The organism is Polaribacter tangerinus, from assembly GCF_038024095.1.
Classification (GTDB): domain Bacteria; phylum Bacteroidota; class Bacteroidia; order Flavobacteriales; family Flavobacteriaceae; genus Polaribacter; species Polaribacter tangerinus.
In genome coordinates this window covers 1820305-1833732 of record NZ_CP150668.1, presented here as the reverse complement: position 1 = coordinate 1833732, position 13428 = coordinate 1820305, and the positions used below count along the sequence as shown (strand labels likewise).

Sequence of the window (13428 nt, the reverse complement as noted above, 5' to 3'; positions counted from 1 at the left end):
AGTAACTACATTAGTGCACTAAAATATTGGTTTTATGAGTTTAGAAATAGAAAGAAAGTTTTTAGTAACTAGTTTAAATTTTAAAGAAGAAAGCATTTATATTCAAACAATAAAACAAGGTTTTTTAAATACCGATAAAAACAGAGTGGTTCGTATTAGAACTTGTAATACAAAAGCGTACATTACCGTAAAAGGGAAAACAAACGCCGAGGGAACTACAAGGTTTGAATGGGAAAAAGAAATTTTACTTAAAGAAGCTACACAACTTTTACTATTATGTGAACCAACTATTATAGAAAAGAATAGGTATTTGGTAAAAAAAGGGAATCATACCTTCGAAATTGATGAATTTTTAGGAGAAAATAAAGGACTAATTGTTGCAGAAGTCGAATTAAACAAAGCAGATGAATATTTCGAAAAACCTGTGTGGCTTGGTAAAGAAGTAACTGGAGATTTAAAATACTACAATGCCGTACTAAGCAAAAATCCGTATACAAAATGGCCTATATAATTAAAAGGTAGGTAAAGGTTAGCCTTTTACTATTTACAAACTAAACTAAAAACTTGCTATTGGAACCTATAAATTAAAAATAGCAATAAAGTGACATATACTGCCTAAAAGTACAAAAACATGAAAAATAGCATGATTGTAAGGAATTTTTTTAATAGCATACAAAACGGCACCAATACTATAAAAAAAACCTCCTGCAAATAATAAATTTAAATTGAAAGTAGACAGGTTTTCTATTAAGGGCTTTATAAAAAATACTACTTGCCACCCCATTAAAAGATACATTGCAGTTGATAATTTTTGGAATTTACCTGTAAAAAAAAGTTTCAGAATAACACCTATCAAAGCAAAAATCCAAATAAAAATAAAAAGATAAAAGCCAATAGGTTTATTACCTAAAGTTACCAAACAAAATGGCGTAAAACTTCCTGCTATTAAAACATAAATAGCTGCATGGTCTAAAATATTTAGTTTTCTTCTTTTTTTAGGATTCTTAGCCGCATGATAAAGTGTAGAAGCTGCGTAGAGCAATAACAAACTAGCTCCATAAATTAGGAAGCTAATCGGTTTTAAAAAACCATCATAATCTAAAGCTTTATATACCAAAGAAGGAAATGCCACAGCACTTAGTATAAAACCAATTGCGTGAGATATCACATTTAGTTTTTCTTCCAATGCTTCGTAATAGTAATTTAATTTTTCGCTCATTTTTTTCTATTGGTATCTTTCATATATTTCTTATCTGCTAACAAATCATTAAAAATTAATTGAAAGGTTTGCTCTTTTAAATCGTTTACTTGTGTTGCTTTTAAGGTATCTGTTGAAATAAATTTATGTTGCTTAACACGAAGTACACCAGGTCTTCCTTTATAGATATTCCATGAAAAAAATCGCTTACAATCAAAATAAACTTGTGTAACAATAGGTATCTTAAATTCTATAGCCAAACTAAAAGCTCCTTTTTTAAAAGGCGCTAAAACAACCTCTTCAGTTGGCACCAAACCTTCTGGAAAAATAGCCATACTAACACCATTTTTAAGTCGTTCTTTTGCCATTTTAAAAACTCTTTTTCTACTTTCGGCACTACTTCTATCGACCATAATTACGGTTCTTTTGTAGAAAAAACCAAAAACCGGAATATTTGCCAACTCTTTTTTACCAACAAAAACTATAGGGTTTTTACTAATAGCAATTAAAACAAAAGGATCTAATAAAGAGGCATGATTTGCACAAATCATGTAGCTTTTATTTTTTTCTAACGATTGTTTTTTATCTAAATGAATTCTAAAACCCATTCCGTAAATAAGAATTTTAGATAAAATTCTAGCAAATTTCCAGAATATATGATAGTGTTTTTTATTGATTGTAAAAAGCAATAAAAATGGAAAAAAAATTAATATGGTAATAAATAATAAAAGATAAAACCAAAATCGCCACAGTAAAAGAAAAGGAATTTTAAAAATTTTTAAAAAAATCATTACAAATAATGGCTTTTGTTTTTTTTGTAAAAAGTGATATTTCTCTAAAATATAACACTCGTTCTAATTTTAGAAAAACAAAAATAGGAATATTCTTTTTGTTTATGGATTTTACTAATCAAAACCTTATTTTTACCGCCTAAAACAGTTATCTACTATTTTACAAAAAAAGATACTTTTTTATATATCAATAATAAAACAATAGTAATGTCTAGAATATTAACAGGTGTACAAAGTACAGGAACGCCACATTTAGGAAACTTGTTAGGAGCTATTTTACCTGCGGTAGAAATGGCCAATAATCCAGAAAATGATGCATATCTATTTATTGCAGATATGCACTCTTTAACTCAAATTAAAGATGGAAAAATATTAAAAGAAAACACCTATAGTACTGCTGCTACGTGGCTTGCCTGTGGCTTAGATATAAAAAAAACAGTATTTTACAGACAAAGTGATATACCGCAAACCACAGAACTTACTTGGTATTTAAGCTGTTTTTTTCCATACCAAAGACTTACGCTAGCTCATAGTTTTAAAGATAAATCGGACCGTTTAGAAGATGTAAATGCAGGGTTATTTACATATCCAATGTTAATGGCTGCAGATATTTTATTATACGATGCAGAAATAGTACCTGTTGGTAAAGACCAATTGCAACACCTAGAAATAACAAGAGATGTTGCTAGCAGAATAAATAATAGTATCGGAGAAACATTTGTGTTGCCGAAAGCTAAAATTGCAGAAACTACAAAATTAGTTCCTGGTACAGATGGCGAAAAAATGAGTAAATCTAGGAATAATACCATCAATATTTTTTTAACAGATAAACAACTTCGGAAGCAAATTATGAGTATTAAGACAGACAGCTTAAGCTTAGAGGAACCTAAAAACCCAGATACTGATGCTATTTTTGCTCTTTATAAATTAATTGCTACAGACACTCAAATTGCAGCAATGCGTAAAAACTACGAAGGTGGAAATTATGGTTATGGACACGCAAAGCAAGCATTATATGAATTAATTTTAGAGAAGTTTGCCTCCATTCGCGTAAAATACCATCACTTTATGGAAAATAAACACGAAATTGATGCTGCACTAGAAATTGGAGCGAAAAAAGCAACAATTACTGCCAATAGCGTTTTAAAAAGGTTACGAGAAAAAATAGGCTATTAAATTGAATTAGCAGTATAAAAAAATCCCTTTTTAAAAAGGGATTTTTTTTATGGCAAAAACTTATATTTACACCCATTGTGCAATAACGCCTGCCATTATAGCTAATGTTACTATCCAATAACCAGCATTTAAGGCAATATATTTAAACCCTTTCCTTTCAAACATTGCTTGTATACTTAATATAGGTGTAACTAAAAATAAACCATACAAAATACCATGAAATGCACCATGTTTAAATGTTCTAAAGCGATCTCCGTACTGAGCTAAAAAATCCTGAAAATAACTAAAAGTACTTCCGGTACCTTCGCTAAAACCTGGTTCTCCTGCTAAGGTAGAATATACGCCCATTTGGTGAATTACCATTTGCATTAATGCAGATGCAATTAATATACTAACCACATAACAAATAATAAGTACTTTTACCATATTTGTTCCTTCCAAAGACTCTTTTGTAAACCCCATTTGGTTCATCCAAGCATTCCCAAAAAGAGGGCCATACCAAATAAAACCAATAAACATTGGTATAATTGCGCTAATAAATAACACTGAAAAATTCATGTCCATAATTAAAAGTTTTAAGGTTGATTCTCAAATATAATCATTCTCATTAAAAAAAACTACCTGAAAAATATATTTTCAGGTAGCTTGTAAAATATTAGTTAGCAATGCTGTTAGTTAATCTTCATAGATTTACCAATTGCTTCTAGTTCAAAAAGAAAAGCTCTCTTATTTACAGAAGGGGCATAGGTAAAACCTTCAAAAACAACCACTCTATTATTTTTGGCATCTATAACAGAATAGTTTAAAAATGGCCCTGCCATAAAATCGTTTTTCACTTCCCACTTACCACGGGTTTCATAAGCCTTTTTACCATCTAGTGTGGTTTCATAGGTAAAAGGCGTATAGGCTTCTTCGGTTATCATGTACATAGTTTCTTCATCGGTACCTGGTATGTATTTTTTACCAAATCTGTTGCGAACACTTACAATACTATCTGCCACTTTAGTTTCATCTTCTAATGGAATTGAATATACTAAAATGTTGTTGCTACCAGTTTTTGCAATACCACTGGTTAAATGATGTCTTAACCATAAAAAATCTCCAGTATCATCTACTACATTATAATTATTTGGTATGATAAAAGAAACACCTAATTTTTTTAAGGTTTTAAACTCAGGAACTCCTTGTAATCTTTCAGAAAAAACAGCTTGTGTCATGGCTATTTCACCAGCAATAAAAGTATCTATAATTTCCTTTTTATGCTTTTTAAACATTCCTAAAACACTTGCATCACTAGTACCATATACGTATACAAGAGTTTGAGGCTGCGCATAAATATCTTTTTTAATATAAAACTGTTCTTTCTCTCCTACCCCAATAATTAAAATATTTCTAGAGGCTTTCATCATACCACTAAAAGCATTTGGCGGTATTTGAGAAACAGACAATGTAGGTTCTGGCTGTGGTAAACCCACCACAAGCTCACCAAATGAGTTTCTAATTTCTGAACCCAAATCTCCGTTCCAATCATTGGCATCGGAAACAACCATTACTTTATTTAATTTCCCTAAAGATTGTCTTAAAACAAACTTATCATTTCCTTTACATGCTGCAAATAAAATAATTACTACAACTATTGAAAATATTTTTTTCATAAAATTAGCTTTTGTATATTTTTAGTTTAGTTCCTGGTTTTAAAATTTTAACACCCCAAATATTGTTCCACTTTTTTATTTCTTCCGTAGAAACATTCTTAAACTTCTTAGAAATTTTCCAAAGAGAGTCTCCTTTCTGAACAATATAAGTTTTAAATGCAGCTTTTTTTGCGTTTTTTACACTTCTTTTTTTGGTTAACTTTTGATTTTCTTGTTTGGTAAAAGCCAATTTTTTTGGATAAATACTAAGCCTTTGTCCTATTTTTAATCGACTATTCTTTAACCGATTCCATCGTTTTATATCAGACACTCGTACTCCAAACTTATTGGCAATTTTGCCTAAAAAATCACCACTTTTTACTTTGTAACGAATGCGTTTATCCATTTCAAAATATTTAGGTAATGGCTTTTCTCTTTTTGCAGCATCTTCAAGTGCCAAGGCATATATTGCTTGTTCGTTTTCTATAAATTGGAAGCTATTTTTTCGAGGCAGTGTAAGTACATACTTTTTTTCTGGAAGATAAGGGATAATATCTAGTTTATAACTCGGATTTAAAAACTGAATAAGTTCTAAATTCATTCCGGTAATTTCTGAAATCTGTTCAAAACTTATCGTTTCTTTAACTTGAATTGTATCAGTTTCAAAAGCACGAATTTGAGGAGTATTGGCAACTAACTGATGTTCTTTTTGATACTCGAAAAGATACATAGTTGCATAAAATGCAGGAACGTATCCTGCTGTTTCAGTAGGTAAAAAAGGGCGAATATTCCAATAGTTTCTGTAACCACCAGAACGTTTTATGGCTTTAGAAACGTTACCTGGGCCAGAGTTATAAGCCGCTAATGCCAAATCCCAATCTCCAAAAATATCATATAAATTAGACAAATATTTACACGCGGCAATCGTAGCTAAAACTGGGTCCTGACGTTCATCTACATAAGAACTAACTTTTAAATTATACTGCACACCTGTAGCATACATAAATTGCCACAGCCCAGTAGCTCCAACTCTAGATTTTGCTGTAGGATCTAACGCAGACTCTACAATTGCCAAATACTTCATTTCTAAAGGAATATCGTATTGATCTAAATATTTTTCGAACATTGGAAAATAATAAGCTGCTTTAGCCATTAATGCAGGATAATATCTTTTACGATATTTTAAATACGATTTAATAACTTTTTCTAACGCTGGGTTATACGCAATATGAAAAGGAGTTTTTGCATTTATATGTTGCAATCTTTCTTTTAAAATTTCTGTAGACAATACCACTTCATTATCATTAATTGTATCGCTATCTTCTAATACATATGAAAAACGCTGGTATAATGGAGATTTGTATTTAGAGTCCATTAACAAACTATCTATCAAGGCAATATCGAAATCAGAAAATAAATCTTCTGTGGTAATTTGTTTTGGGATAGAATCCGTTATTGCTTGTGAAAACATACTAAACGAACTTGCTAAGAGAAGTACTATAAATTTTTTCAAAATACTATTATTTTGTTTCTATTCAATTAAACATTCAACTCAACCGCAATTGGGCAGTGGTCTGAGTGCTTTGCTTCTGGTAAAATATATGCCCTAGAAATTTTTTCTTTTAAAGGAGCAGACACCATTGCGTAATCTAATCTCCAACCTTTGTTATTGGCTCTGGCATTGGCTCTGTAGCTCCACCAAGAATATTCTTGTCTTGTAGGGTTTAAGTAACGAAAACTGTCTATAAACCCACTTTTTATAAAGTTACCAATCCAAGTTCTTTCTTCTGGTAAAAATCCAGAAACTCCTTTCATTTTTGGATTGTGGATGTCTATTTCTTCATGGCAAATATTATAATCTCCGCAGATTACTAAATTCGGAATTTCTAACCTCAAGTTGTTCATATAGTCTTGAAATTCATCCATATAATTCAGTTTAAAATTTAGGCGATCTAAATTTGTACCAGAAGGCAAATACATACTCATTATAGAAACCTCATCAAAATCTACCCTAATGTTTCTACCTTCAAAATCCATGGTTTCGATACCTGTTCCATACACCACATTTTTGGGTTTTTCTTTGCATAAAATTGCAACAGATGAATATCCTTTTTTTTGTGCAGAAAACCAATAGTGAAAAGGATATCCTGCATTTTCAAATGCAGTTAGATCTAGTTGATCTTTATGAGCTTTGGTTTCTTGTATACAAATAACATCTGGTTTTGCCGCTTGTAACCATACTAAAAAACCTTTTTTTAGAGCTGCACGAATTCCGTTTACATTATAGGATATTATTTTCATAAGTTCTTTAAAGTTGCTAAAAATTTATATTTTTTTATTGATTACCTTTTTAAAAAATAGCCATTTTATCTGTTCTTCCTCTCCATGCTGCTTTTGAACAATTTTTACTCTTGGCGATAATAAATAAGCTAAAGAAACAGCAATAGCGGTATTTATTCCTATTTCTTTCATATGAAAAAAATGTTCTATTACATACATAAAAAGAACTATTAAAAATGGCGTAATCAGCCAATAAAATTTTTTAAAAAGCTCCATAGTCTATTTATATTAAGTTCATTTCAGGCACTTCTCCCGTCACAATTAAAGTTCCTTCTGTAGCTTTTTTAATTTCTTCTACAGTTACACCGGGTGCTCTTTCTAATAAATGAAATTGATTATTTTTAACTTCTAAAACAGCTAAATTTGTTACAATTTTTGTAACACAACCAACACCTGTTAGTGGTAATGAACAGCGTTTTAAAACTTTAGATTCTCCGCGTTTATTTGTATGCATCATTGCTACAATAATATTTTCTGCCGACGCTACTAAATCCATGGCACCACCCATTCCTTTTACCATCTTACCTGGTATTTTCCAGTTGGCAATATCACCATTTTCAGCAACTTCCATAGCTCCTAAAATGGTTAAATGTACATGTTTGCCACGAATCATCGAAAAACTCATCGAAGAGTCGAAAAAACTAGCTCCAGGCAGCGTGGTTATTGTTTGCTTTCCTGCATTAATAATATCTGCATCCTCTTCACCTTCAAACGGAAAAGGCCCCATTCCTAGAACACCATTTTCAGATTGAAATTCTACCTCTATATCATCACGAACATAGTTTGCTACCAACGTAGGTATTCCTATTCCTAAATTTACATAAAAACCATTTTTAACTTCCTGTGCAATTCTTTTTGCAATTCCATTTTTATCTAACATAATATTATTGTATCAATTAAATAATTTAACAATGTATCAATTCTGCTATAAAAACTCAATACTTGTATTTACTATTTTATAAATAATTAATCTTACTACTTACTCATAGATTTTCAAATTCTATAGATTGAGCATGAGTAGAGATTTTTAACATAGAGATAACCAATATTTGGTTTCTTCAAATTCTTTTTTGGAATTTTATTTTTAAATAAAATCACCTTAAACTTTAGCGTTTTGTACCATACACATATGTGTACTAATTCTTGCAATAGATTTTAAAAATTAACGAGAAATTACAAGCCTTTTTTTAGCTTTTAAATGCTCGTTATACTTTATAATGTAACTTCGTTGTATTATCTACAACAGAAATTCTTTATTTTCAGAATTGCTACATTAGTAATCTAACTAATTACGTTTACGCACAGTTCGCTGCTCTATCCTTTTTTCGTACTCTTTTCCTTCAAAAATGCGTTGCACAAAAATACCAGGTATGTGAATGTTATTAGGGTCCAATTCACCAACGGGTACTAATTCTTCTACCTCTGCAACAGTTATAGTTGCGGCGCCACACATATTTGGATTAAAATTTCTAGAAGTTCCTTTAAAAATTAAATTCCCAGCAACGTCTCCTTTCCATGCTTTTACAAATGAAAAATCTGCTTTAAACGCATGTTCTAAAACATACATTTTACCATCAAACTCTCTCGTTTCTTTTCCTTCGGCTACTTCTGTTCCAAACCCGGCTGGTGTATAAAAAGCAGGAAAACCTGCTTGTGCTGCTCTGCATTTTTCTGCCAAAGTGCCTTGTGGTGTCAATTCTACTTCTAACTCTCCAGATAGCATTTGTCTTTCAAATTCGTCGTTTTCACCAACATAAGAGGATATCATTTTTTTAACTTGTTTTCCTTTTAAAAGGAGTCCCAATCCAAAATCATCAACCCCAGCGTTGTTAGAAATACAAGTAACATTTTTAACATTTAACCGAACTAACTCTGCAATGGCATTTTCTGGAATTCCACACAAACCAAAACCGCCCAACATAAAAGTCATATTATCTTGAACTCCTTTTAATGCCTCTTGCACATTTGCTACTTTTTTTTGAATCATTTGTACTTATTTTAAGGGTTAAAAATCGGTGTCTTCTTCAATTATTTGATTGTCTTTTTCTTTATTTTTATCGGCATCAGCTAATTCACCACAATCTACTCTAATCGATAAATTTTCTGGTTTTTCAAACTCTTCCATACTAATATTTAAACTCGTATCCGCATAACATTTACGCATAAATAATGCCCAAGATGGCAAAGACATTGTGGCTCCTTGACCTTTTGTAATTCCAGCAAAATGAGTAGATCTATCTTCGCCACCTGTCCAAACACCAGTTGCTAAATTTGGCACTATTCCCATAAACCAACCATCGGACTGGTTTTGTGTCGTACCTGTTTTTCCTGCAATAGGGTTTTTAAAGTAATATGGAAAACCTGTAACAGCCTTACCACCAGAAGTGTGAGAAGTCCGTAAGCGAACACCAGAACCAGATTCGGTAACGCCCTCTAGTAAATTTAGCACTACATAGGCCGATTCTTCACTTAAAACCTCTTGAGTTTGAGGTGTAAATTCTTCTAAAACTGTTCCGTTTTTATCTTCTATTCGTGTAATAATCATTGGGCTTACGCGCAAACCTTTATTGGCAAAAGTAGCATAGGCGCTAACCATTTCTATTAAAGAAAGCTCTACAGCACCTAGCGCAATAGATGGGTTTGCAGGAATATCGCTTTCGATACCTGCAGATTTTGCGAGTCGAACAACATTTTCGGGAGTTACTTTATCTACAAGTCTTGCCGACATGGTGTTTACAGAGCCTGCCAAACCTGCTTTTAATGTTAACATTCCGCCATACTTATTATTCGAATTATCGGGCATCCATTCTTCAGGAATTCCGTATTTACCTTTTGGTATTGTATAATGAACATTCGGAAATTCATCACAGGGAGACATTTTTAATTGATTAATTGCCGTTGCATACACAAATGGTTTAAAAGTAGATCCTACTTGTCTTTTTTGCTGCTCTACAGCATCATATTTAAAATGTTTGTAGTTAACACCACCCACCCAAGCTTTTATATGACCTGTTTGTGGTTCTATTGATAACAACCCAGAACGCAAAAAATATTTATAGTATTTGATAGAGTCTAAAGGAGACATAATTGTATCTAAATCTCCCTTATAAGAAAACACTTTCATAGCAGTTTTTTTCTTAAAAACCTCATCTATATATTTAGAGGATTTACCTGCTTGTTTTAGCCTTTTATATCTATCGGAATTTTTCTTGGCACGTTCTAGAATTCTATCAATATCGCTTTTTTCAATATCATAAAAAGGAGCTGTTCTATTTCTTTTTTGCTCTTTAAAAAAATAATGCTGCAAGTTTTGCATATGCTCGGTTACTGCTTCTTCTGCATATTGTTGCATTCTAGAATCTAAAGTTACATAAATTTTTAGTCCGTCTCTAAAAATATCATATTCCTCTCCATTGGGCTTCGGATGAGTTTTTACCCAACTTCTCATAACTTTTTGCAAGTGTCCTCTAAAATACGTGGCATACCCTTCGTTATGATTTTCTGGTGTGTAGTTAATTTTTAAAGGCAACTTTTGTAAAGAATCTTTTTCTTTTTCTGATAAAAATCCGTTTTTGAACATTTGTGCAAAAACAACATTTCTACGCTGTAAAGATTTTTTCTTAGATACCTCTCTATTCGGATTGTATTGTCTTGGATTTTTTAGCATGGCTACTAAAATAGCAGATTCTTGCAAATCTAAATCTTTTGCTTCTTTACCAAAATAAATTCTTGCAGCAGAGCGAATTCCGGAGGCATTAAACAAAAAACCTTGCGTGTTTAAATACATTGCAATAATTTCTTGCTTTGTATATTGCTTTTCTAGTTTTGTAGCAACCACCCACTCTTTCATTTTCTGCAATACTCTTTTTATTTTATTGCTAGACCGTTGTTTGGTAAATAAATTTTTGGCCAATTGTTGTGTAATAGTACTTGCACCACCACTTCCTGGCTTTAAAACAGCTCTTGCAGTACCTCTAAAGTCGATGCCGGAGTGCTCATAAAAACGCTCGTCTTCTGTTGCCACCAATGCATTTACTAAGTTGTCTGGTAACTCTCTAAAATGGATAGGTGTTCTGTTTTCTGTAGCATATTTACCGATTGTTTTACCATCTATAGATATAACTTCTGTAGCTAAATTAGTTTGCGGATTTTCTAATTCTTCAAAAGAGGGCAAAACGTTAAAAGGATCCCAAGCGGTATATAAAAATAATACTAGAATAATAGTAAAACCCCCTAAAATAATCCCCCAAAACCATTTTAGATATTTTTTAAAACTTACTGTCTCTTTTTTTGTCATTGTTACTTCGTTTTCTCGATGCTAAACCCAACTTCTTGTATACCTTCTAATTTTTTTATAGGATGGATTTCTCCATTTTTTCTCATGGCATGCCTTACAGAAAAAATGTAATTTCCAGAAAAAGGAAAAACTTTTTGTTGCCTGTAAAAAAGTTTGTTGTCTTTAATTTCTGAAAAACCGGTTCCTAAAAAAGCTCCTGATGGTGTTGTCATTTCATACTGAAGGGTGTCTATTACGCTCGTACTGTTAGGAAATTTGAGTGTGGTTATTAAATATAAATTACTAAATGAATAGTTACTGTTATTTCTTAAATTTATAAATAGGTTATTTGCCGATGTGGTATCTGATACCGAAAATTCGAAATCGATATTTTTAGTTGCGCTCCAAGAGGCATCTTCTATACTTTTGTATTGATTAAATACAATATTATCTGTACAGCTAGACATTAAAAAAAAGGCCATAATAAGAAAGATTATATTATTTTTCTGAATTATTTGCATCTTTCGAGCTCGAATTTTTACGGTTTTTATTATTGCTATTTCTAGGTTTATTAGGTTTCTTTACTTCTGCATTATCTGCCGAAGGTTTAGAAGAATTATTGTTGTTAGAAGCCTTTGCCTTTGGTCTTGGTCTTGGCTTGTGTTTTTGTTTGTTCGATTTTTCTAGCGGTTTATTGGTAGCTGTTTTGTCTAATGATTTTGCTGCTGCTTTTACCTGAGGCTTTCGTTGTGGTCTTTTTTTTGTGTTGTTTGCAGGCGCTGTTTTTGTAGTGGCTGCTATTACCGGCTTTTTCTTATTTTTATTTCTATTATTTTTTCGTCTCTTACTCTTTTTTGGCGCATCGAAACGCGTTAAACTATCTTGACCAACTGCATCTTCAAAATCGACTTTTACCGGAATTTCAATGTCAGATTCATATTCTTCTAAAGACATTGATTTTTCGTTTTTCTTATTTAAAGCTATAATTTCTAAAACCTGGTCTAAAGTTAACTGAAACCATTTAAAACGTTCTTCTTTGTAAGTATACCATAACTGCTTTTTAAAAATATCCATTTTTACAAAAACAGCTTCTCCTTTTTCTGTTTTTAGTACCACATCTTGTTTCGGGAAAGTTTTTAAAGCATCTAAATAGGTATCTAATTCAAAATTTAAACAACACTTTAATTTTCCACATTGCCCTGCTAACTTTAAAGGATTTAAAGACAATTGCTGGTAACGTGCCGCAGAAGTGGTTACTTTTCTAAAATCTGTAAGCCAAGTAGAACAGCAAAGCTCTCTACCACAAGACCCTACACCACCTAAACGTGCTGCTTCTTGTCTTGCACCAACTTGTTTCATTTCTACACGAATAGAAAATGCACTCGCTAAATCTCTAATTAATTGCCTAAAATCTACACGCGATTCTGCAGTGTAATAAAAGGTTGCTTTATTACCATCTCCTTGATACTCTACGTCAGACAATTTCATCTGCAAGCCTAAACGGCCTAAAATTTCTCTTCCTCTTCTTTGGGTTTCTTCTTCTTTGGCTCTTGCCTGTTGCCAAATATCTATGTCTCTTTGGCTTGCTTTTCTGTAAATTTTCTTTACATCTTCATGGTCTTCAGTAATTTTGCGCTTTTTCATTTGCACTTTTACCAATTCTCCTGCCAAAGAAACTGTACCAATATCGTGCCCAGGGTTGCCTTCTACAGCCACAATATCTCCCATGGTTATGGGTAAATTGTCTGGATTTTTATAAAAATGTTTTCTTCCGTTTTTAAAACGGACTTCAAAAATATTAAAACGCTCTTCACCAGAAGGCAATGTCATGTTTGCCAACCAATCGAAAACGGCTAATTTACTACCACTTCCACAAGTTCCTGTACCACAATTTCCATTACTTTTACATCCTCTTGGTACGCCATTTTCTGTTGTACCGCAACTTCCACATGCCATGTAATTTTATATTTTATTTGGTTGGTTGTTGGTTAATAGTTTTTGGTTGATAGACTA

14 protein-coding genes are annotated in these 13428 nt (G+C 32.0%); 2 read left to right on the top strand and 12 right to left on the bottom strand.

Annotation, left to right across the window (positions count from 1 at the left end; genetic code table 11):
• Positions 1–34 precede the first annotated feature (34 nt).
• Positions 35–511 (top strand): CYTH domain-containing protein, encoded by a 477-nt coding sequence (locus tag WHD54_RS08060; protein ID WP_088324673.1) that lies wholly within the window; start codon positions 35–37, stop codon positions 509–511.
• Positions 512–577: 66 nt separating this feature from the next.
• Here WHD54_RS08060 and trhA read toward each other — a convergent pair whose 3' ends face one another.
• Positions 578–1219, bottom strand: a complete 642-nt coding sequence (gene trhA / locus WHD54_RS08055) for a PAQR family membrane homeostasis protein TrhA (protein WP_088324674.1) — start codon at positions 1217–1219, stop codon at positions 578–580.
• Positions 1216–1806, bottom strand: coding sequence for a lysophospholipid acyltransferase family protein (locus WHD54_RS08050; RefSeq protein ID WP_233131023.1), 591 nt, complete (start codon positions 1804–1806; stop codon positions 1216–1218). Before WHD54_RS08050 ends, trhA begins: the two co-directional genes overlap by 4 nt.
• Before the next feature lie 390 nt (positions 1807–2196).
• On the opposite strand from WHD54_RS08050, the gene trpS reads away from it, so the two are divergent.
• Complete coding sequence (trpS, locus tag WHD54_RS08045; RefSeq protein WP_088324676.1) at positions 2197–3165, top strand: tryptophan--tRNA ligase; 969 nt, start codon at positions 2197–2199, stop codon at positions 3163–3165.
• Between the two features lie 66 nt (positions 3166–3231).
• On the opposite strand, the gene WHD54_RS08040 is transcribed toward trpS, so the two are convergent.
• From WHD54_RS08040 to WHD54_RS07995, 10 genes are all read right to left on the bottom strand, one after another.
• Entirely contained in the window at positions 3232–3729 is a 498-nt protein-coding gene (locus WHD54_RS08040; protein WP_088324677.1) for a DUF1761 domain-containing protein, read from the bottom strand.
• A gap of 107 nt (positions 3730–3836) precedes the next feature.
• Positions 3837–4820, bottom strand: a complete 984-nt coding sequence (locus WHD54_RS08035) for a DUF4837 family protein (RefSeq protein ID WP_088324678.1) — start codon at positions 4818–4820, stop codon at positions 3837–3839.
• A gap of 4 nt (positions 4821–4824) precedes the next feature.
• Positions 4825–6312: a lytic transglycosylase domain-containing protein gene (locus WHD54_RS08030; protein WP_317043159.1), complete on the bottom strand. Its 1488-nt coding sequence runs from the start codon at positions 6310–6312 to the stop codon at positions 4825–4827.
• Between the two features lie 26 nt (positions 6313–6338).
• Complete coding sequence (locus tag WHD54_RS08025) at positions 6339–7100, bottom strand: exodeoxyribonuclease III (protein ID WP_088324680.1); 762 nt, start codon at positions 7098–7100, stop codon at positions 6339–6341.
• Positions 7101–7124: 24 nt separating this feature from the next.
• Entirely contained in the window at positions 7125–7271 is a 147-nt protein-coding gene (locus tag WHD54_RS08020; protein ID WP_340766799.1) for a hypothetical protein, read from the bottom strand.
• Between the two features lie 91 nt (positions 7272–7362).
• Entirely contained in the window at positions 7363–8019 is a 657-nt protein-coding gene (locus tag WHD54_RS08015) for a 3-oxoacid CoA-transferase subunit B (RefSeq protein WP_088324681.1), read from the bottom strand.
• Positions 8020–8424: 405 nt separating this feature from the next.
• A complete protein-coding gene (locus tag WHD54_RS08010) occupies positions 8425–9126 on the bottom strand; it encodes a CoA transferase subunit A (RefSeq protein WP_088324682.1) in 702 nt (233 codons plus the stop codon).
• Positions 9127–9144: 18 nt separating this feature from the next.
• Entirely contained in the window at positions 9145–11436 is a 2292-nt protein-coding gene (locus WHD54_RS08005; RefSeq protein WP_088324683.1) for a penicillin-binding protein 1A, read from the bottom strand.
• Positions 11437–11438: 2 nt separating this feature from the next.
• Positions 11439–11936, bottom strand: coding sequence for a gliding motility lipoprotein GldH (locus WHD54_RS08000; protein ID WP_088324684.1), 498 nt, complete (start codon positions 11934–11936; stop codon positions 11439–11441).
• Positions 11914–13371, bottom strand: a complete 1458-nt coding sequence (locus WHD54_RS07995) for a PSP1 domain-containing protein (protein ID WP_088324685.1) — start codon at positions 13369–13371, stop codon at positions 11914–11916. Before WHD54_RS07995 ends, WHD54_RS08000 begins: the two co-directional genes overlap by 23 nt.
• Between the last annotated feature and the right edge of the window lie 57 nt (positions 13372–13428).